Origin of the sequence: Variovorax sp. PAMC 28711 (genome assembly GCF_001577265.1) — a bacterium.
Classification (GTDB): Bacteria; Pseudomonadota; Gammaproteobacteria; order Burkholderiales; family Burkholderiaceae_C; genus Variovorax.
This window is the reverse complement of the sequence record NZ_CP014517.1, coordinates 2873191-2892427: the sequence shown is the minus strand read 5'-3', so window position 1 is coordinate 2892427 and position 19237 is coordinate 2873191. Positions and strand designations below refer to the sequence as shown.

24 protein-coding genes are annotated in these 19237 nt (G+C 65.2%); 7 read left to right on the top strand and 17 right to left on the bottom strand.

Annotated features, from left to right (window positions below; all coding sequences use genetic code 11):
* The first annotated feature begins 22 nt into the window (after positions 1-22).
* Positions 23-967 carry an RNA polymerase sigma factor RpoH gene (rpoH, locus tag AX767_RS14040; protein ID WP_068631907.1) on the top strand — a complete coding sequence of 315 codons (945 nt, stop codon included), beginning with the start codon at positions 23-25 and terminating at the stop codon, positions 965-967.
* A gap of 75 nt (positions 968-1042) precedes the next feature.
* On the opposite strand, the gene AX767_RS14035 is transcribed toward rpoH, so the two are convergent.
* Genes AX767_RS14035 through AX767_RS14015 form a run of 5 tightly spaced genes read right to left on the bottom strand, consistent with a single transcriptional unit; the run spans position 1043 to position 5235 of the window.
* A complete protein-coding gene (locus AX767_RS14035; RefSeq protein ID WP_068631906.1) occupies positions 1043-1660 on the bottom strand; it encodes an SCO family protein in 618 nt (205 codons plus the stop codon).
* 10 nt (positions 1661-1670) lie between these two features.
* Positions 1671-2576 carry a heme o synthase gene (gene cyoE, locus AX767_RS14030; RefSeq protein WP_068631905.1) on the bottom strand — a complete coding sequence of 302 codons (906 nt, stop codon included), beginning with the start codon at positions 2574-2576 and terminating at the stop codon, positions 1671-1673.
* The gene (locus AX767_RS14025; protein ID WP_068631904.1) at positions 2573-3766 is read right to left on the bottom strand and encodes a COX15/CtaA family protein; all 1194 of its coding nucleotides are present in this window, start codon (positions 3764-3766) and stop codon (positions 2573-2575) included. Before AX767_RS14025 ends, cyoE begins: the two co-directional genes overlap by 4 nt.
* Positions 3767-3770: 4 nt before the next feature.
* The gene (locus AX767_RS14020; RefSeq protein WP_068633708.1) at positions 3771-4445 is read right to left on the bottom strand and encodes a hypothetical protein; all 675 of its coding nucleotides are present in this window, start codon (positions 4443-4445) and stop codon (positions 3771-3773) included.
* Positions 4438-5235: an SURF1 family protein gene (locus tag AX767_RS14015; RefSeq protein ID WP_068631903.1), complete on the bottom strand. Its 798-nt coding sequence runs from the start codon at positions 5233-5235 to the stop codon at positions 4438-4440. The genes AX767_RS14020 and AX767_RS14015 overlap by 8 nt, the downstream gene beginning before the upstream one ends.
* Before the next feature lie 36 nt (positions 5236-5271).
* On the opposite strand from AX767_RS14015, the gene AX767_RS14010 reads away from it, so the two are divergent.
* Positions 5272-5493 carry a twin transmembrane helix small protein gene (locus AX767_RS14010; protein ID WP_210392644.1) on the top strand — a complete coding sequence of 74 codons (222 nt, stop codon included), beginning with the start codon at positions 5272-5274 and terminating at the stop codon, positions 5491-5493.
* Positions 5494-5573: 80 nt separating this feature from the next.
* Here AX767_RS14010 and AX767_RS14005 read toward each other — a convergent pair whose 3' ends face one another.
* From AX767_RS14005 to AX767_RS13975, 8 genes are all read right to left on the bottom strand, one after another.
* Positions 5574-6455, bottom strand: coding sequence for a cytochrome c oxidase subunit 3 (locus tag AX767_RS14005; protein ID WP_068631901.1), 882 nt, complete (start codon positions 6453-6455; stop codon positions 5574-5576).
* A 49-nt stretch (positions 6456-6504) separates the two neighbouring features.
* Positions 6505-6711, bottom strand: a complete 207-nt coding sequence (locus AX767_RS14000) for a DUF2970 domain-containing protein (protein WP_068631900.1) — start codon at positions 6709-6711, stop codon at positions 6505-6507.
* Positions 6708-7328, bottom strand: a complete 621-nt coding sequence (locus AX767_RS13995) for a cytochrome c oxidase assembly protein (protein ID WP_068631899.1) — start codon at positions 7326-7328, stop codon at positions 6708-6710. Before AX767_RS13995 ends, AX767_RS14000 begins: the two co-directional genes overlap by 4 nt.
* A 7-nt stretch (positions 7329-7335) precedes the next feature.
* Entirely contained in the window at positions 7336-7446 is a 111-nt protein-coding gene (locus AX767_RS21915) for a cytochrome oxidase small assembly protein (RefSeq protein WP_237288460.1), read from the bottom strand.
* A gap of 11 nt (positions 7447-7457) precedes the next feature.
* The gene (gene ctaD, locus AX767_RS13990; RefSeq protein WP_068631898.1) at positions 7458-9095 is read right to left on the bottom strand and encodes a cytochrome c oxidase subunit I; all 1638 of its coding nucleotides are present in this window, start codon (positions 9093-9095) and stop codon (positions 7458-7460) included.
* Between the two features lie 39 nt (positions 9096-9134).
* The gene (gene coxB / locus AX767_RS13985) at positions 9135-10313 is read right to left on the bottom strand and encodes a cytochrome c oxidase subunit II (protein ID WP_068633706.1); all 1179 of its coding nucleotides are present in this window, start codon (positions 10311-10313) and stop codon (positions 9135-9137) included.
* Positions 10314-10388: 75 nt separating this feature from the next.
* Positions 10389-10865, bottom strand: coding sequence for a DUF2244 domain-containing protein (locus AX767_RS13980; protein ID WP_068631897.1), 477 nt, complete (start codon positions 10863-10865; stop codon positions 10389-10391).
* A 128-nt stretch (positions 10866-10993) separates the two neighbouring features.
* Complete coding sequence (locus AX767_RS13975) at positions 10994-11887, bottom strand: methyltransferase domain-containing protein (protein ID WP_068631896.1); 894 nt, start codon at positions 11885-11887, stop codon at positions 10994-10996.
* 42 nt (positions 11888-11929) lie between these two features.
* On the opposite strand from AX767_RS13975, the gene AX767_RS13970 reads away from it, so the two are divergent.
* Positions 11930-12646, top strand: coding sequence for a ComF family protein (locus AX767_RS13970; protein WP_068631895.1), 717 nt, complete (start codon positions 11930-11932; stop codon positions 12644-12646).
* A 31-nt stretch (positions 12647-12677) separates the two neighbouring features.
* Positions 12678-13139, top strand: coding sequence for a tRNA (cytidine(34)-2'-O)-methyltransferase (locus AX767_RS13965; protein WP_068631894.1), 462 nt, complete (start codon positions 12678-12680; stop codon positions 13137-13139).
* Positions 13140-13144: 5 nt separating this feature from the next.
* Here AX767_RS13965 and AX767_RS13960 read toward each other — a convergent pair whose 3' ends face one another.
* Positions 13145-14104, bottom strand: a complete 960-nt coding sequence (locus AX767_RS13960) for a LysR family transcriptional regulator (protein WP_068631893.1) — start codon at positions 14102-14104, stop codon at positions 13145-13147.
* Between the two features lie 126 nt (positions 14105-14230).
* Between AX767_RS13960 and AX767_RS13955 the strand changes: the two genes are divergently transcribed.
* The gene (locus tag AX767_RS13955) at positions 14231-14518 is read left to right on the top strand and encodes a hypothetical protein (protein ID WP_068631892.1); all 288 of its coding nucleotides are present in this window, start codon (positions 14231-14233) and stop codon (positions 14516-14518) included.
* A 73-nt stretch (positions 14519-14591) separates the two neighbouring features.
* On the opposite strand, the gene AX767_RS13950 is transcribed toward AX767_RS13955, so the two are convergent.
* The gene (locus AX767_RS13950; protein WP_068631891.1) at positions 14592-15050 is read right to left on the bottom strand and encodes a MaoC family dehydratase; all 459 of its coding nucleotides are present in this window, start codon (positions 15048-15050) and stop codon (positions 14592-14594) included.
* 10 nt (positions 15051-15060) lie between these two features.
* Positions 15061-15681, bottom strand: a complete 621-nt coding sequence (locus AX767_RS13945; protein WP_068631890.1) for a ParA family protein — start codon at positions 15679-15681, stop codon at positions 15061-15063.
* Between the two features lie 106 nt (positions 15682-15787).
* Between AX767_RS13945 and kefF the strand changes: the two genes are divergently transcribed.
* Positions 15788-16492 carry a glutathione-regulated potassium-efflux system oxidoreductase KefF gene (kefF, locus tag AX767_RS13940; protein WP_082755021.1) on the top strand — a complete coding sequence of 235 codons (705 nt, stop codon included), beginning with the start codon at positions 15788-15790 and terminating at the stop codon, positions 16490-16492.
* On the top strand, positions 16492-18336 hold the full coding sequence (kefC, locus tag AX767_RS13935) for a glutathione-regulated potassium-efflux system protein KefC (protein WP_068631889.1): 1845 nt from the start codon (positions 16492-16494) through the stop codon (positions 18334-18336). The genes kefF and kefC overlap by 1 nt, the downstream gene beginning before the upstream one ends.
* Before the next feature lie 4 nt (positions 18337-18340).
* On the opposite strand, the gene AX767_RS13930 is transcribed toward kefC, so the two are convergent.
* Positions 18341-19216: an amidohydrolase family protein gene (locus AX767_RS13930; protein ID WP_068631888.1), complete on the bottom strand. Its 876-nt coding sequence runs from the start codon at positions 19214-19216 to the stop codon at positions 18341-18343.
* Positions 19217-19237 lie beyond the last annotated feature (21 nt).

The following is a 19237-nucleotide window of genomic DNA, read 5'->3' as shown; positions in this document are numbered from 1 at the left end:
TCACACGAAGGAGTTTCCCCTGATGACAACACTGTCTGGAGCCTCTGCAGCCTCCCAGCTGTCCGTCGCCAACCCTTGGTCGATGGTCCCGCCGCTGGGTAATCTGGATGCCTATATTTCGGTCGCCAACCGGCTGCCGCTGCTGACACTCGACGAAGAGCAAGGGTTTGCGCGCAAGCTGCGCGACCACAACGACCTCGAAGCCGCTGGCGCGCTGGTCCTGTCGCACCTGCGCCTCGTCGTCTCGATTTCCCGTCAGTATCTGGGCTACGGGTTGCCGCATGGCGACCTGATCCAGGAAGGCAATGTCGGCCTGATGAAGGCCGTGAAGCGTTTCGATCCGGACCAGGGCGTGCGACTGGTGAGCTACGCCATGCACTGGATCAAGGCCGAGATCCACGAGTACATCCTGAAGAACTGGCGCATGGTCAAGGTCGCGACGACCAAGGCACAGCGGAAGCTGTTTTTCAATCTGCGCTCGATGAAGCAGGCCTACAAGGCCGATGATGCGGCTGCCGACGGCGACACGCATCGCGCGACCCTGACGGAAACGCAGGTCACGCAAATGGCGACCAAGCTGAACGTCAAGCGAGAGGAAGTCCTCGAGATGGAGATGCGCTTGTCGGGCGGCGATGTGTTGCTCGATCCGAGTCCGTCGGACGACGGTGAGGACGCTTTCGGCCCGATCGCGTATCTGGCCGACGCCACGCAGGAGCCGACGGCGCAACTCGAATCGCGCGCCCGCGATCGGCTGTCGAGCGACGGCATTTCGACGGCGCTCGAGGCGCTGGACGAACGCAGCCGCCGCATCGTCGAAGAGCGCTGGCTCAAGGTGAACGACGACGGCTCGGGCGGCATGACGTTGCACGACCTCGCCGCGATCTACGGTGTGAGTGCCGAACGGATTCGCCAGATCGAAGTGGCGGCGATGAAGAAGATGAAGAAGTCGCTGGCTGCTTACGCCTGATCGCCTTTTCTCTCGCCAACGAAAAAGCCCGGCTCGCCGGGCTTTTTCGTTGGCGCTGTTCAGCGCGCTCGCGACTCAGGACTTCAGCAGGCTCTTGATGTCCGCCACCATCGGCGCCACGCCCGCGCCGTAGCGGGCGTAGAGCCGCAAGCGGCCTTGCGTGTCGTAGATGTAGCTGGCCGCGGAATGGTCCATCGAGTAGCTGGTCGGCGTCGTGCCCTCGTTCTTCTTGTAGTACGCCTTGAAATCCTTGGCCGTGGCGGCAAGCTGCTCGGGCGTTGGGATCAGTGCGACGAAGGCGGGGTCGAACGCGCCCATGTAAGCCTTCATGACCTCCGGCGTGTCGCGCGCGGGGTCGACGGTGACGAAGAGCACCTGCAGCTTGTCGCCGTCGGTACCGAGCTGCTGCTTGACCTGTGCCATCTCGGTCATGGTGGTCGGGCACACGTCGGGGCATTGCGCGTACCCGAAGAACAGCACGACCACCTTGCCTTTGAAGTCGGCCATCGTGCGGACCTTGCCGTCGGCATCGGTCAGCGAGAAATCCCTGGCGTAGTCGGCGCCCGTGAGGTCGACCGCGTTGAAGCTCGGCTTGGCTTCGGTACAACCCGTGAGATTCAAGCCCAAAACCGCCGCGGCGCCCACCCAGAGGGCGCCGCCGGTCATCGCTTTGAGTGCATTCCGCTTGTTCATGAGGTGGGGTTCAGATCAGGTAATGGTCGACCAGCAAGGCGGCGAAGAGCACGCTCAGGTGGATCAGCGAAAAGCGGAAGGTCTTTCGGGCCAGCGCGTCGGAATAGTTGCGCCAGAGCGCGAACGCGTAGCCGGTGAAGCCGATGCTCACCACGACCGCCACCGCCAGATACAGCCAGCCGCTCATGCCATAGACGAAAGGCAGCAGGCAGGCCGCGAAAAGAATGAAGGTGTAGAGCAACACCTGCAACCGCGTGAATTCGTTGCCGTGCGTGACCGGCAGCATCGGCAAGCCGGCCTTGCGGTAGTCCTCGACGCGGTAGAGCGCGAGCGCCCAGAAATGCGGCGGCGTCCACAGGAAGATGATGAGGAAGAGGATCATCGCCCCGCCGCTGACCTCGCCTGTCATCGCGGCCCAGCCGAGCACCGGCGGCATCGCGCCCGACGCGCCGCCGATCACGATGTTCTGCGGCGTCAGTGGCTTGAGGATGACGGTGTAGACCACCGCGTAGCCGACGAAGGTCGCGAAGGTCAACCACATGGTGAGCGGGTTGACGGTGAACCAGAGCACCGACGAGCCCGCTGCACAAAGGAGCCCCGAGAAGACCAGTGCCTGGGTGTCGCTGAGCTGGCCGCGCGCCGTCGGGCGCCACGCGGTGCGCTTCATCTTGGCGTCGATGCCCTTCTCGACCAGGCAGTTGAACGCCGCCGCCGCGCCGGCCACCAGCCAAATACCGATGCACGCGAGCAAGCCGCGCTGCGCGTCCTGCCAGGTCGGGATGCCGGGCACGGCGAGCACCATGCCGATGAGCGCGCAGAACACGATCAACTGCACAACACGCGGCTTGGTCAGTGCGTAGAACTGGCGCAGCACGTTGGCGGTGCTGGTCTGTTGCACGGGCAGGGGTGTGCTCATGCGGTCTCCAGCTTTCGACGCTGGCTCGCGCCGCCGGTCACCGAAGCCGACGCCGTGGCCCGCCGGCTCTCGCACAAGGCCCAGGTGAGCACGACCGCGAGCGCCGCAGCGCCGCCGGTGTGGAGCACGGCTGCCGCCAGCGGCCAGCCGAGCAGCACGTTGCCGAGACCAGTGGCGAGCTGCAGCAGCGCCAGTGCGCCCAGCCACTTCGCCTGCGTGCGCAGCGCGTCAATGCGCAGCAGCCGCCACGCGAGGACGCCGAGCGCGACGAACACGAGGTAGGCCATGAGGCGGTGTACGTAGTGAATGGCGGTGAGCGCCGAGAACTCGATCGGCACGCCTTCGGCGGTCATGCCGAGGTGGCGCCAGATCTCGAACCCCTGCGCGAAGTTCATGGCCGGCCACCAGCTGTCCTGGCAGGTCGGGAACTGGGTGCATGCCAGGACCGCGTAATTGGTGCTGACCCAGCCGCCGAGCGCGATCTGCAGCACAAGCAAGCCCGTGGTGGCGACGAGCAAGGTGCGCAAGCCGCCGGGCAATGGCGCCGGCATCCGCTGCATCGCGGCCTGTTGGTAGCGGACCGCCTGCACGCACAACAACGCGAGCAGCCCGATCGCGCCAAGCAGGTGCAAGGTCACGATGGCGGGATAGAGCTTCCACGTCACCGTCATCGCCCCGAACGCGCCTTGCAGGCAAACCCAGACCAGCGTCGCGGCCGGCCACCAGGCGCTCAATGCGCGCTGCTGCGACGCAGACACAGGTGCCAAGCGTTGACGACGCCGCGCCACCCAGGTGGCGATGGCGAGCACCACGATCAGCACGCCCACGCCGGTTGCCAGGTAGCGGTGCACCATCTCGACCCAGGCCTTGCCGTGCGTGACGGGGCCGGTGGGCTGCGCAGCCTGCGCCGTCGCGATGTCGTGCCGGGCACCCAGCGGGCTCGCGTTGCCGTAGCAACCTGGCCAGTCCGGGCAACCGAGGCCGGAATCGGTGAGCCGGGTGAAAGCGCCGAAGAGCGTGAGGTCGAACGTCAGGAAGAGTGTGAGCACCGTCAGCGCGTGGAGGCGTCGCGCAGCGCCCTCGCCCGCATTGCGCCGCCACACCCACACCAGGGGGCCGAGCGCGATCAGCACACCTGCGGCCATGAGCCAGAGGATCGGGGAGAGGTCGTAAAGCGATTCGGTCTGCATGGGGTCAGCGGCCAGGTTCGTCCCACGACGCGGAGGCGCGCAGCAGGCGCTCGATGTCGCGCTTGGCGCGGGCGGCGCCCTTGGCATCCATGCGCGCGGGGAAACGCATCATCCAGTTGCCCATCGGGTCGACGACGTAGAGGTGCTCTTCGAGGGCCTGGCCCGATGCCGGGGCCAGCCACTGCGCGAGTTGGGTTGCGGGCACGCGCAACACGGTCGCGCCACGCAAGCCGTTGTCGAGGCTCGTCGGGATCGGCGCGGCATCGCTGACGAGCCAGACGCGGTCGAGCCTGTCCTTTTCGCGGCCGAGGCTTTCGCGCAGTTGACGTTCAAAGTAGAGCTGTTGCTCGCACAGCGCATTGCAGGCGCCGCCGGCCACCGTCACCAGAAGCCATTGGCCTTTGAGCGATCGCACGTCGACCGGCTGGCCGTCGCGCGCGGTCGCAGTCAGTGCGGGCACGGGGCGCTGCGGATCGATCAGTTCCCCGTACACGCTGCGACCCTCCGGTCGAATCACGTAGTAGGTGAAATAGGAAGCGATGACGGGCGCGGCGCAACACACCATGACGGCCACCATCTTCCAGCGCCCCGTCGTCGTGCGTCGCACCGCGCTGCCGTCGATCGACTGTTGCGGCGACGGCATCGAGTGCACGGTCAGGCCCAGCGGTTCGTCAGCCATGACGTGCGCCGGGTTCACGCCGGGCCTTGCGCCGGGGCGCGATGAATTGAAACCAGACATAGAGAAATGCGACGAGGACTGCGAGGCCGAACCACTGGAACGCGTAGCCGTAGTGCCGTTCGACCCCCAGAGCAGGCGCCGGCCAGTCGCGCTGCAGCCCTTCGGAGGGCCCGCCGGTTTGCTGCAGCGACACGTCGGTCCGCAGCGGCAATCCGGTTTCAGCGCGAAACGCTTCAAAGTCGAGATTTTGCCGGATGGACGAAAGCCCTTCGGCAGGCGGCCTGCCATCGGCTGTCGGTGCCGGGACGGCCGTCTTCGACGTGCCCAGCTCGAGCAGGTGCGACGGCGGCAACTCGATACGCCCGACGACATCGACCAGACCGGCCGGCGTCTGGATCGGTTGCAATTGCGTGCGGTTCTCGAAATTGCGTTGGATCCAACCACGCTGCACCAGGACGGTCTGGTCGCTGCCTTCGAGCGCGAGCGGCGTCACCACGTAAAACCCCGGCACGCCGCGCATCTGCCGATTGTCGAGATAGACCGTCTGCGACCCGAGCCACAGGCCGCGCAACTGCACGGGGCGATGCAACATCCCGTCGACCTTGGCAGTCGCGAGAAATGTGAGCTGATCGAGCGCGGGGCGCTGCGCCTGGGCATTGATGGAAGCCTGCAGCGCTTCTTTTTGCGCAGCGCGCGAAAGCTGCCACCGTCCGAGCGACGCCGTCGCGGCGATGGTCAGGAAGGTCGCGACCGTGACGATCCAAAAACGGCTCTTGGGGGCGCCGGTCATGACAAGCGGCGAGCCGGCCGGTCGATAATGAGCGCCATGAAATATGTCATTGGCCTGGCGTTCGTGGGCATCCTGGGAAGCCTTGGGTTTGCGCTGTTCTTCTTGCTGAAAGACGGTCGGGACGGCCGCGCGAAGAGCGGCGGCATGGCGCGCGCGCTCACCGTTCGGATTGGCCTGTCGGTGCTTTTGTTCCTCTGCGTCCTGATTGCCTGGAAACTCGGGTACATCCAGCCAGGGGGCCTTCCGGTTGGCAAGTAGCGCTTGCCGTTCGGTATCGCCGCCGCCGAGCCATGAAAAAAGCGCCTTGCGGCGCTTTTTTGTGGTGCCGTTTTTCCCGCTCAAAGCCAATAAACCAGGATGTAGAGCCCGAGCCAGACGACGTCGACGAAGTGCCAGTACCAGGCGGCACCTTCGAAGCCGAAATGGCGCTCCGGCGTGAAGTGCCCCTTTTGCAGGCGCAGCGTGATGAAAAACAGCATCAACATGCCGATGAACACATGCAGGCCATGGAACCCGGTGAGCATGAAGAACGTGGAGCCGTAGGCGCCGGAGGTCAGCTTCAGGTTCAGCTCGGTGTAGAGATGGTGGTATTCATAGCCCTGCACGCCGAGGAACACGACGCCGAGCAGCACCGTCAGCCACATGAAACGGATGCACTGGGCGCGGTGATCGGCACGCAGCGCGTGGTGAGCGATCGTGAGCGTCACGCCCGAACTCAGCAGCAGCGCGGTGTTGATGGTCGGCAGCCAGAACGGACCGACGGTCTGGAACGGCTCCACGATGCCGGCTGGCGAGCCGGTCGCGCCGGCGGCCATGCTGGGCCACACGGCCTTGAAGTCGGGCCAGAGCAGGGCGTTGTCGAGGCTGCCGAGTGCGGGCAGCGAATGGGTACGCGTCCACCAGAGTGCGGTGAAGAACGCGCCGAAGAACATCACTTCCGAAAAGATGAACCAGCTCATGCTCCAGCGGAACGACAGGTCGATCTTGTGGCCGTACTGGCCGCTTTCGCTTTCCGCAATGGACTCGCGAAACCAGGCGAACAAGGTGCCCAGCCAGATCACCATGCCGGCAGCCAGCGAATAGGCGCCCCAGGCGTGGGCATTGATCCACTGCCCCGCGCCGAGGATCACGAAGAACAGGCCGATGGACGCCAGCACCGGATAGGCCGATGGGCCGGGCACGAAGTAGTAGGGCGTGGTGCCGTGGGTGGTTGAAGTCATATCAGCTCCTGGCTTTCTTCTCTCGATTCAGATTCTTCAAAGTGGCGCCTCAGGGCGCGACCACATAGCGGACCAGCAGGATGAGTCCGCCGACAAAAACGATTACACCGACAAAAGCCACCGCGATGATGTGCAGCGGATTCAGTTTGGCCACATCGTTTTGGTAGGCGCTGTTCTTTCGCACCCCGAAAAACGACCAGCCGACCGCCTTGATGGTGCCCAGCAGCGAGCCCTTGCGAGGCGCCTCGGTACTCATGAGCGCGGCCCGGGAGGGATCGGCGCTGCGGCGACCGGTGCGGGCGGCGTCTTGCCGCCCACTTCGAAGAACGTGTACGACAACGTGATCGTCTTCACGTCCTTCGAAATCTTCGGGTCGATCACGAACGCGACCGGCCACTGCTTCTTCTCGCCGGCGTCCAGCGTGTACTGGTTGAAGCAGAAGCATTCGAGCTTGTTGAAGTACGGCGCGGCCTGCTGCGGTGCGTAGCTTGGAATGGCCTGGGCTGCCATGCGCCGGTTCTGCACGTTCTGGAACTCGTACATCACAGTATTGAGTTGGCCGGGGTGCACCTGCATCGAACTTTGCGCGGGCTTGAAATCCCACAGACCGCGCACGTTCGCATCGAACTCGATCGTGATCGTGCGGGTCAGGTCGACCTGCGTGTTGTCCGGCAGGCTGACTTTTTTGCCGCCCTTCGCACCGCCAGGCACTTCGAGCTCGGACAAGGCCAGCACATTGATACCGGTCATCTCGCAGATGGCTCGGTACAGCGGCACCAGCGCATAGCCGAACGCGAACATACCGACCGCCACGATGGCCAGCTTGCCGACCATGCGGGCGTTTGCGCGACGAATACGGAGACCGAGGCTCATGGTGCCGTCAACGTCCGACCACGACCATGCGCACGAGGAAACCGATGAAGAACAGCACGGCGATGGAGGCCAGCGTGAGCCCCATGCGTCGATTGGCCTTCTTTTGTTCGGGTGTCACGGTGCGCGCGATCAGCCGATGACCTTGGTCGCGGTCGCGTCGAGGCGCGGCGGCGTTTCGAAGGTATGGAAAGGCGCCGGCGACGGCACTTCCCATTCCAGGCCTTCGGCAGCTTCCCAAGGCTTCTGAGGTGCCTTTTCGCCCTTGCCCATCATGGTGGGCAGCACGATGAACAGGAAGAAGTAGACCTGCGCGAAGCCGAAGAAGAAGGCGCCGATGGACGCGAGCGCGTTGAAGTCGGCGAACTGCATCGGGTAGTCGGCATAGCGACGCGGCATGCCGGCAAGCCCCAGGAAGTGCATCGGAAAAAAGGTGACATTGAACGAAATCAGCGACCACCAGAAGTGGACCTTGCCGCGCGTTTCGTTGTACATCACGCCGGTCCACTTGGGCGACCAGTAATAGAAGCCGGAGAACATCGCGAACAGGGATCCGGCCACCAGCACGTAGTGGAAGTGGGCCACCACGTAGTACGTGTCCTGCAACTGCGTGTCGATCGGCGCGATCGCGAGGATCAGACCGGTGAAGCCCCCCATCGTGAACACGAAGATGAAGCCGACCGCGAACAGCATCGGCGTCTCGAAGGTCATCGAGCCCTGCCACATCGTCGCGATCCAGTTGAACACCTTCACAGCCGTGGGCACCGCGATCAGCATCGTCGCGTACATGAAGAACAGCTGACCGGTGAGCGGCATGCCGGTCGTGAACATGTGGTGCGCCCACACGATGAAAGAGAGGATCGCGATCGACGAGGTCGCGTAGACCATCGATGCATAGCCGAACAGGCGCTTGCGGGCGAAAGCCGGCACAACCTGGCTGATGATGCCGAAGGCCGGCAGGATCATGATGTAGACCTCGGGGTGGCCGAAGAACCAGAAGATGTGCTGGTACATCACCGGGTCGCCGCCGCCGGCCGGATTGAAGAAACTGGTGCCGAAATGGCGGTCGGTCAGCGTCATGGTGATGGCGCCGGCCAGCACGGGCATGACCGCGATCAGCAGGTAGGCCGTGATCAGCCAGGTCCAGGAGAACATCGGCATCTTCATCAGCGTCATGCCGGGGGCGCGCATGTTGAGGATGGTCACGATGATGTTGATCGAGCCCATGATCGACGAGGCACCCATGATGTGCATCGCGAAGATGCCGGCGTCCATCGAGGGGCCCATCTGCAGCGTCAGCGGCGCGTAAAGCGTCCAGCCGGCTGCCGGTGCGCCGCCCGGCATGAAGAACGAACCCGCCAGCATCAGCGCGGCCGGAATCAGCAGCCAGAAGCTGAAGTTGTTCATGCGCGCGAACGCCATGTCCGACGCGCCGATCTGCAGCGGGATCATCCAGTTCGCGAAGCCGACGAAGGCCGGCATGATCGCGCCGAACACCATGATCAGGCCGTGCATCGTGGTGAACTGGTTGAACAGCTCGGGGTTCACCAGTTGCAGGCCGGGCTGAAACAGCTCGGCGCGGATCAGCAGCGCCAGGACGCCGCCGATCATCAACATGGTGAAGCTGAACAGCAGGTACAGCGTGCCGATGTCCTTGTGGTTGGTCGCGAACACCCAGCGGCGCCAGCCGGTGGGCGCAGCGTGGTGGTCGTCGTGACCATGGTCGTCATGGCCGTGTGCGTGGCCGTGGGGATCGAGAACTGCGCTCATCTTGGTATTCCTTGCGATTTCTTCGTGGTGACGCGCGGCTTACTTGCCGCGCTGCGCCAGCACTTCGGCCGGCTGCACGATCTGACCCGTCTTGTTCGACCAGCTGTTCTTGGTGAAAGTGGCGACAGCCGCGAGATCGGTGTCGCTGAGCTGCTTCCACGACGGCATCGCGCCGTTGGCCTGGCCCTTGAGCAGCACCTGAATCTGGATGGCGTGGTCGGTGGCCAGCACCTTCTCGTCGCCGTCGAGCGCCTTGATCGGGCCGGCGCCCTTGCCGTTGGCCTGGTGGCAGGCCGCGCAGTTGGCCGCATACACTTTCTCGCCACGCACCATCATGTCGGGCAGCGTCCAGACCTTGGTCGGGTCGTCGAGCTTGGCGGCGGCTTCCTTCTTCTTGCCGTCGACCCAGGTCGTGTAATCGGCGGCCGACACCACCTTCACGTGGATCGGCATGTAGGCGTGCTCTTTGCCGCAGAGTTCCTGACACTGCCCGTAGTAGTCGCCGATGGTGTCGGTGCGGAACCAGGTGTCGCGCACGAAGCCGGGAATCGCATCCTGCTTGATGCCGAACTGCGGCACGGCGAAGGCGTGGATCACGTCGTTGGCCGTGGTAATGATGCGGATCTTCTTGTCGACCGGCACGACCAGCGGGTTGTCGACAGCGAACAGGTAGTTGTCGGGCACCGCGCCCTTGGCGCCGTTGTTCGAGAACTCGCGATGCGACGCAAGCAGGGTCGACACGAAGCCCAGCCCTTCGCCCTCGCCCTTGAGGTAGTCGTAGCCCCATTTCCACTGGTAGCCGGTCGCCTTGATGGTGAGGTCGGCGTTGGTCGTGTCTTTTTGCGCGACCAGGACCTTGGTGGCGGGCAGCGCCATCACGATGACGATAAGGAACGGCACGATGGTCCAGATGACCTCGACCACTACCGACTCATGGAAGTTGGCAGCCTTGTGGCCCACCGACTTGCGGTGCTTCCAGATCGAATAGAACATGACCGCGAATACGGCGATGAAGATCACGGTGCACAGGATCATCATCACGGTGTGCAGGAAATGCTGCTCCTGCGCGATCTTCGTGACGCCGACAGGCATGTTGAGCTGGCGCACCGACGGCCCGCCAGCCAGATCGTTGACTGCATGCGCCGCGCCGCTGAAAACTGCGCTGGCCGCCAGCAGCAGATTCGCCGGCCTGTGAATGTTCCGCCAAATGCTCTTCATCGTGTTCACTTCTTCTAAACCAGTTAACCCTTGGTCGCCCGCCCGCCGGCCACCCGCTTGCGCGAGCTTGTCTCCTCAGGCGCCGCGCAACGCCATGCGAATTTCTCGCGCCAGCGCTGCCCGCAGCTCGGGGCGCACGTAGCGCCCGACCTTGACCGAACGACCCTGACCCGACACTTCGATCAGGGACCGGTCGCCGTCCTGCGGCTCGATCCGTACCTGATGCGGCAAAAACTCCGCGCGTTCGTAGTGGCCGCCGTTTTCAAGTTCGACCACCAGCCGACCACCCTGCAGCGCAATCTTTTCGCCATCCGTGGCGTGCCGCGCATACAGCATGAAAGCAAATCCGACAGCCGCCAGTTCGAGCCACGCAAACGGCAACACCAGCGGCGCACCGTTGAGCCAGAAAACGGTTCCGATGCCCAACGACACGACACACAGCGACGCATAGAGCCAGACCAGCTGGCTCGGCGTGACCGAGCAATTACGCTTCAGGAACCAGTGGATGCTCTGGCCCGAAACGGTGGCAAAACGAAACACGGAATTCGACACAGGCGAGTTCGGCAAATCGGTGCACCGAAGCGCATCGGACCGTGTCCGACAAGCCTCGTTCACAGGACAATTCCCGTGAGTTCGCGCAACGGCGGATTGTAGCGGAGGGATTCGCCCATCCCCCCAGGCTAACGGCCTCTGTGGAGCATGGCGCGCATGTCGCGCAGGGAGACCGCACTCTGTGGCGACAAGGCGACACGCGGGCTCGGCTTGAAGGCGTGGCCGTAGATGATTTCGAAGGTGAGCGTGATCCGGCCGGCGTTGTCGCCATGGCCTTCGAGTTCGCCGAGCGCCGTGCCGAGCCGGCCGCGCCAGCCCTTTCCGCGCAACTGCGCAAAGCGCGCAGGATGCAGGTTGCGGCCCAGCGTGCGCAGTTCCGCCAGCGCCGCCTCGGGCGTGGCCCAGGTCAGCACGATGCGCTCCATGTCCATGATCGGTTCGGCGAAGCCCGCGCCTACCAGCATGTCGCCCCAGTCGTGCATGTCGGTGAACGCATGGCCGGCGGGCGGCCAGCCGTGCCGTGCGTACAGGTCGCGCAGCTCACGCACCGTATCGGGGCCCAGGCAAGAAAACATGAGAAAGCCGTCGACCGCGACCGACCGGTGCCACTGCGCAATCAGCGCTTCGGGGTCGGCCGCCATGTGCAGCGCCATGTTGGCCCAGAGCAAGTCGACGCCGTCATCCGGCAGCGCGTCGAAACGGGCGTTGCCGCCTTGCCAACGCCGCGCGCTCCACCACGGCGCGGCCAGCCGGGCGGTGGTGCGGTCGGCCAGCGCGGCATCAGGCTCGACGACGAATGTCGTGGCTCTGGGATAGCGACGCGCCACCATCGCATGCGCGACGAGACCGCCGCGCAGGGGTGCCCAGTCGGCCCAACTCGCGGGCTCGGCGGTGATCCACTGCAGCCGGTCTTCCATGCGCCGCCCGATTTCCTCGTGCAGCCAAGGCGAGCCGTCGGCGGGCGCTGCGCGGGCCCACCGTGCAGCGGCTGCGGGATCGATGGTGGGCGGGCGCTGGGTCACGGTCGGCGGTCGGTCGGCATGGGGCGGCCAGTATATTGAGCGATGCTTCGCCTCTGGATCAACCGGCCTTTCGCCGCCTGGCTCGCGCACTTGCCCAGCCAGTGCGTCGTCTGCCGCGCGTGGCCTTCGCGGCCGGTGTGCGATGCCTGCGTGAGCCGGTTCGCGCCACCGACCGACCGCTGCGGCACCTGCGCATTGCCCGTGCCGCCGGGCGTCCTGTGCTGCGGCGAGTGCGTGCGACAAGCGCCGCCGCTCGACGCCTGCCTGGCCGCCTGCGCTTACGCGTGGCCCTGGCCGGACTGCATCGCGCAGTTCAAGTTTCGTGCCGAACCGGGTTGGGCCGGCCCGCTCGCCACCCTGATGCGCAGCGCCCCCTGGGTCGAGCCTGCGCTCGAACGCTGCGACCTCGTGCTGCCGATGCCGCTGTCGCGCGAGCGGCTGCGCGAACGCGGCTTCAACCAGGCGCTGGAATTGGCGCGACGCCTCTCGCCCGGCAAGACCGACGCACGCCTCCTGCTGCGCACCCGCGAAACGCCGGCACAGAGCGATCTCACCCGCGCCGAGCGCCTGCGCAACCTGCGCGGCGCGTTCGCGCTGGAACCCCTGCGCGCCGAGGCGGTGCGCGACCGACGCATCGTGCTCGTGGACGACGTGATGACCAGCGGCGCTTCGCTGTTTTCGGCGGCGCAGGTGCTGCGCGCCGCCGGCGCGACGCACATCACCGCTGTCGTGCTGGCGCGCACGCCGTTGCCCGGCTGAGCGGTCGGCCCGCCCCGCGACAATCGGTCGCATGTTCCATATCGTCCTCGTCGAACCCGAAATTCCACCCAACACCGGCAATGTGATCCGGCTCGCGGCCAACACCGGCTGCATGCTGCACCTGGTCGAACCGCTGGGATTCTCGATGGACGACCGCCTGCTGCGGCGCGCCGGGCTCGACTATCACGAGTACGCCGAGGTGCGCCGCCACGCCGGCTGGGGCGCACTGCTCACCACCGAATCGCCGCCGCCCGATCGGCTCTTTGCGATGACGACGCGTGGCACGCGCACCGTGCACGAAGTGGCGTTCGCGGCCGGCGACTGGCTGGTGTTCGGGTCGGAAACGCGGGGGCTCGACCCGGCCCTGCGGGATCGCTTTCCCGGTCCGCAGCGTCTGCGCCTGCCTATGCGCGAAGGCCAGCGCAGCCTGAACCTGTCGAATGCGGTCGCGGTGACGGTGTTCGAGGCCTGGAGGCAAATCGACTTCGCCTGACTTCGCTATCCCCCTGTCCGGTTCGAATTGGGTGTCGACGGGGCGGGCGCGCGCCGCGCAGGCGCCGGCGCCGGCGCCGATAAAAAGTCCAGAAACGCCCGGGTGCGCGCCGGCAGCAGCTTGCGGCTCGGCAGCGCGGCGTAGATGGTGAAGCGCCCGAAGATCCAGTCGGGCAACAGATGCACCAGCGCGCCGCTCTCGATGTGCGGCGCCACCAACGCGGTCGACAGCGCAGCGACGCCCGCGCCTTCCAGCGTCGCGCGATACAGCACGTCGAAGCTGGCCGACTGCACCGCCACCGGCATGTCGATCTCGACCGTCGCCTCGCTGCCGTCGCGCGACTGCAGGCGAAAGCGCCGCGCGCTGTGGCCGGTCGACTGCTGCCAGGGAAATTTGAGGTACTGATGGTTCGCCAGGTCTTCTGGCCGCAGCGGCGTGCCGGCGCGCTTCACGTATCTGGGCGACGCGCAGACGATCAGGTCGGTGTGGGCCAGCGGCCGCGCGACCACGTTCAGGTCGATTCCGTCTTCCAGCAACAGAAAGCTCACATCGAAGGCCTCGACGCGGTGCTGCGGAAACGGGTCGACCACGATGTCCAGCGTCACGCCCGGATGCATTTCACGCCAGCGCGCGATGCGCGGCGCGAGCAGGTGCGTGGCGAGCACGGGCGTGGACAGGATGTGCAGCGTGCCCTGCAGCTCGCGGGTGCTGGCCACCGCAGCGGCCTCGGCATCATCGATTTCACGCAGGATGCCGCGCACGCTTTCGAGATAACGCTGGCCGGCGTCGGTGAGGCTGATCTTGCGGGTCGTGCGCTGGACCAGGCGCGCGCCGAGGTGGCTTTCGAGGTCGCCGATCAGGCGCGTCACCGCAGCGGGCGACAACTCGAGTGAGCGGGCGGCGGCGGCGAAGCCACCGTCGTCGATGACACGCTGGAATACGCGCATCGATAGCAATCTATCCATTCTTTTTCTCGCGATTGTTGCAATTACTGGAACGTTCAATTTCAGACTATATGGTTTTTCTTTCGATCCCAATGGCCTAAATTGAAGTCATCGCTTTCCCATCACTGCTTCAAGGAACCTTCCATCATGAACACCAAGCTGATTGCCATTGCCGCCTTTTCGGGCTTCGCCACCATGGGCGCACACGCGTTCCAGGGCGAACAGAACCCGCTGCCGCCGCAACCGTTTCAATCGACCCAGTCGCGCGCCACGGTTCAGGCCGACGCTCGCAACGCAGTTCCGATCACCAATGGCGGTACCGGAGTGAAGGCTGTCACCAACGCCAATGACCGGGCAACGGTTCGTGCCAGCGCCGTGGCCATCACCGCAATGGGCGCCGCCACCTATGGGGAAGTGACAGACCGCCGCATGTAAGCACGTGGCGCCTCTCAAAAGCAAAAAGCCGCCTGAACCAACAGGCGGCTTTTTTGCGCGCGATCGTTGTCGCTCAGGGATAGCGTCGTACCACCGATTCGGCGATGCATGCCGGCTTGGGCGCTCCTTCGAGTTCGATGGTGGTCTCCCAGACCATCTGAACGCCGTCGTTCGCGACGGGCTCGCTACTCAGCAATTTGATGTGGCCGCGCAGACGTGAACCGACCGGCACCGGCGACATGAAGCGCACACGATTGAGCCCGTAGTTCACGCCCATGCGCGACTCGACCACTTCCACGGCGCCTTCAAAAATTTTCGGGAGCAACGACAGCGTGAGAAAGCCGTGCGCGATGGGAGCGCCGAACGGCCCCGCCGTGGCGCGCTCCACGTCGACGTGAATCCACTGGTGATCGCCCGTGGCTTCGGCGAACTGGTTCACCTGCGCCTGCGTGACGGTGATCCAGTCGCTGGTCGCGACGTCCTGCCCGACACAAGCGGCCAAGTCTCCGAGGGTCTGGAATGTTTTTTTCATGCGCGAGACTCTACCCCTCGAGCCACTCGCAAAGGGGTTCCCATTGCGACAGGTCACGTTCGACCCGGGCCGGCGCCACGTCGAACAACGTGAGCCCGCGCGCAGCGAGCTGAACATAGTTCTGCGTGTCGCGCAGATCGCCCAGCACCGGCACGCCGAGCGTGGCGACGAACTCGTGCAACCGGTCGGACGCCAGCGTGCGCGCGTTCACGCGCATGCCGACCAGCGCGACCTTTTCGCGCGTCATGCCGCGCTGTTCGAGCAGCTTGTCGAGGAAGTCCCGCGTCGCGTAGATGTCGAAGATGCTGGGTTGCAGGGGCACCAGCACCTTGTCGGCCAGCGCCACGACATCCTTGAAACGCCAGCCGTGCAGGCCGGCCGGCGTGTCGAGCACCGCATGCGTGGTGCCGCGCGGCGGCCGCGCCACGGTGCCGTCGCCGGTCGCCTCCCAGCTGGTGATGCGGCGCGCTGCCATCGGCCGCAGGCTGAGCCAGAGGCGGGACGACTGCTGGCGGTCGACGTCTCCGAGCATCACGGCATGGCCGCGGCTCGCGAGATAACCCGCGACGTTCGTGGCGAGCGTCGATTTCCCGACGCCACCTTTGGGGTTGGCAACCAGAACCACCGGCATGACAGTCTCCTCCATCCATTGGGCAAGTGCGCATCGTAGTGGGCCGCCATGACAAGCACCGCGGCGGTGCCATGAAGCGCGCAATGAACTGCGTTATGTTCACGGCATGAGTACCACAACAGCCGCAGGCGCCCAGGGACGCATCTACCTCATCGCCGCCCATCCGCACTGGCGGGATTCGCGTGTCAACCGCCTGCTGGTGCGCGCTGCGCACGGCGTGCCGCAGGTCGAAATCAACGACCTCTACGCGAGCTACCCAGACTATGTGATCGACATCGAGGCAGAGCAGGAAAAGCTGGCGCGCGCCGACCTCGTGGTGCTGCTGCACCCGATCCAGTGGTATTCGATGCCGCCCCTGCAAAAGCTCTGGCTCGACGAGGTGTTGAGCTACGGCTGGGCCTACGGCACCGGCGGGACCGCGCTGCAGGGCAAGGACATGTGGCTGGTCGCGACCACCGGTGGCCCGGAAGAGAGCTACCACCCGCAAAGCTACAACCGCTATTTCTTCGATGCCTTCCTGCCGCCCTACGAGCAGACGGCGGCGCTGTGCGGTATGCGCTTCCTGCCGCCGCTGGTCTTTCACGGCGCGCGCAGCGCCGCCGACAGCGAGATCACGGCCCACGTCAAGACCTTTGCCGACCGCCTCGGCAGCTATCCGAACTGGCCGGAAATCGACGAGATGGGCGACTGCCCGACCTGCGTCGTGCCTGAAACCGACCGACCGGCGGACGACTCGGAAAGCGAACGCCACGTTTTCGCCGACACCTCGCTGCGCGCGACTTCCACCACCGAAACGAAAGCAGTCGCCTGATGGAACACGCGCCTGCCTGGCTCACCAGCAGCCTGATCTACCTGGGGGCCGCCGTGCTCGTGGTGCCGCTGTCGAAGGCGATGGGCCTCGGCTCGATCATCGGCTACCTCGTGGCCGGCATCGCCATCGGCCCCTGGGGCCTCGGGCTCGTGTCGAGCGTGCAGGACGTGCTGCACTTCGCGGAATTCGGTGTCGTGCTGATGCTCTTCCTGGTCGGCCTCGAACTCGAACCCAAGCGTCTCTGGAACCTGCGGCGCCCTATCTTCGGCTGGGGCACGGCCCAGGTGCTGAGCTGCGCCGTCGTGTTGTTCGCCGTGGGCTGGATGGCCGGTTCCAGCTGGCGCGTCGCCCTCGTCGCCTCGCTCGGCCTGGCGCTCTCGTCCACCGCGATATCGCTCCAGGTGCTGGGCGAACGCAACCTGCTCAAGACCTCCAGCGGCCAGGCGGGCTTTTCGATCCTGCTGTTCCAGGACGTGGCTGCCATCCCGATCCTCGCACTGCTTCCGCTGCTGGCGGGCGCCAGCGCGGCCGACCCATCCGTCACGGGCTGGTCGCGCGCCTTCGAGGCGCTCAAGATCATCGGCGTGATCGGCGGCATCATCCTCGGCGGCCGCCTCGCGTTGCGGCCGATCCTGCGCTGGATCGCGCGCAGCAACACGCCTGAAATCTTCACTGCGGCCGCCTTGCTGCTCGTGGTCGCGATCGCGGCGCTGATGCAGTTCGTCGGCCTCTCGATGGCGCTCGGCGCCTTTCTGGCCGGCGTGCTGCTGGCGGAAAGCGAATACCGCCGCGAACTCGAGACCGACATCGAGCCCTTCAAGGGCCTGCTGCTCGGTCTCTTCTTCATCGCGGTCGGCATGTCGATCAACTTTGGCGTGTTGATCGCCCAGCCGATGCTGATGCTGATGCTGCTGGTCGGCTTCATGGTCATCAAGCTGGTCGTGATCTACACGCTCGCCAAGGCGATGGGCATTCCGTACCAGGAGCGACCCGTGTTCACCCTGCTGCTTGCGCAGGGCGGTGAGTTCGCGTTCGTGGTGTTCCAGGCCGCCGGGCCCGACGTGCTGCCGCCCGAGATCACGTCATTGCTGATCGGCGCGGTGGCGCTGTCGATGCTGGTATCGCCGCTGCTGTTGGTGGCGCTCGACAAGTGGGTGCTCCCGCGGTACAGCAAGCTGAAGGGGCCGCAAATGGAAGAAATTTCGGAGCAGCAGGAACCCAAAGTGCTGATCTGCGGCTTCGGGCGCTACGGCCAGATTGTCGGCCGCGCGCTCTTTGCGCAGGGGTTGAAGGTGACGGTGCTCGACCACGACGCCGACACGGTCGAAGGCCTGCGCCAGTTCGGCTTTCGGGTGTTCTACGGCGACGCGACGCGGCTCGACCTGTTGCGAACGGCCGGCGCAGCGACGGCCAAGGTGGTGGTGGTCGCGGTGGACGACGTCGAGCAGTCGCTGGCGATCGTCGATCTGCTGAAAGAGCATTTTCCACAGGCACGCATCGTGGCGCGGGCACGGAACCTCGGTCACCTTTTCCAGCTGCGCGACCGCGGCGTGGAACACATCGAGCGCGAACTGTTCGAGTCCTCGCTACGCAGCGCGCGCGCGGCGCTCGAGGGTCTCGGCTGGCCGGCCCACGAGGCACGCGAAGTCACCATGCGTTTCCGGCACCGGAACATCAAGCTCATGGACGCGACCTACCCGCACTACAAGGACCGCGCCAAGGTGATCGCCGTCGCCAAGGAAGGCCGCGCGCAGTTCGAAGACCAGATGGCCCGCGAGCGCGAAGAGCGGCAGAAGCGCTCGGGCGTGGACTGGGGAAAGATCGAAGAGGAGAACGTTTCGTAGCCCGTCAGGACGCTGGCGCGTCCAGCTTCAGCAGCCGCACCGCGTTCCCCTTCAGGATCCCCGGCACGACTTCCGGCTTGAACCCCGCATCCTGGAAATCCTTGAGCCACTTGTCCGGCGTGATCAACGGGTAGTCGCTCGCGAACAGCACGCGATCCTTGAGCAAGGTGTTGGCGTACTGCACGAGCTGCTTCGGGAAGTACTTCGGGCTCCAGCCCGACAGGTCGATCCACACGTTCGGCTTGTGCATCGCGACGCTCAGCGCTTCGTCCTGCCACGGGAAGCTGGGGTGCGCCATGACGATCTGCATGTCGGGAAAATCGATCGCGACATCGTCCAGGTGCATCGGGTTGCTGTACTCCAGGCGCAAGCCGCCACCGCAGCGCATGCCCGAACCAATGCCGCTGTGTCCGGTATGGAACACCGCCGGCAAACCGTATTCGTTGATGACCTCGTAGATCGGCCATGCCATCTTGTCGTAGGGGTGAAAGCCCTGCACCGTCGGATGGAACTTGAAGCCCTTCACGCCGTACTCGGTGATGAGCCGGCGCGCCTCGCGCGCACCCATTTTTCCCTTGTGCGGATCGATGCTGGCGAACGCGATCATCATGTCGCTGTTGGCCCGCGCGTGCTCCGCGATCTCTTCGTTCGGGATGCGGCGCCGACCCATGTTCGACTCCGCGTCGACCATGAACATCACCAGCCCGATCTTGCGTTCGCGGTAGTAGTCGATGCTTTCCTGGATGGTCGGCCGCTTGCCCGACTTGAAGTATTTGTCGGCGGCGCGGTCGTACTCCTCGCCGTAGTTATCGAACGGGTTCCAACAGCTGATTTCGGCGTGCGTGTGGGTGTCGATCGCGATGAGATTGGCGTGGTCCATGCGGTGTCTCCAGTGAGGGTA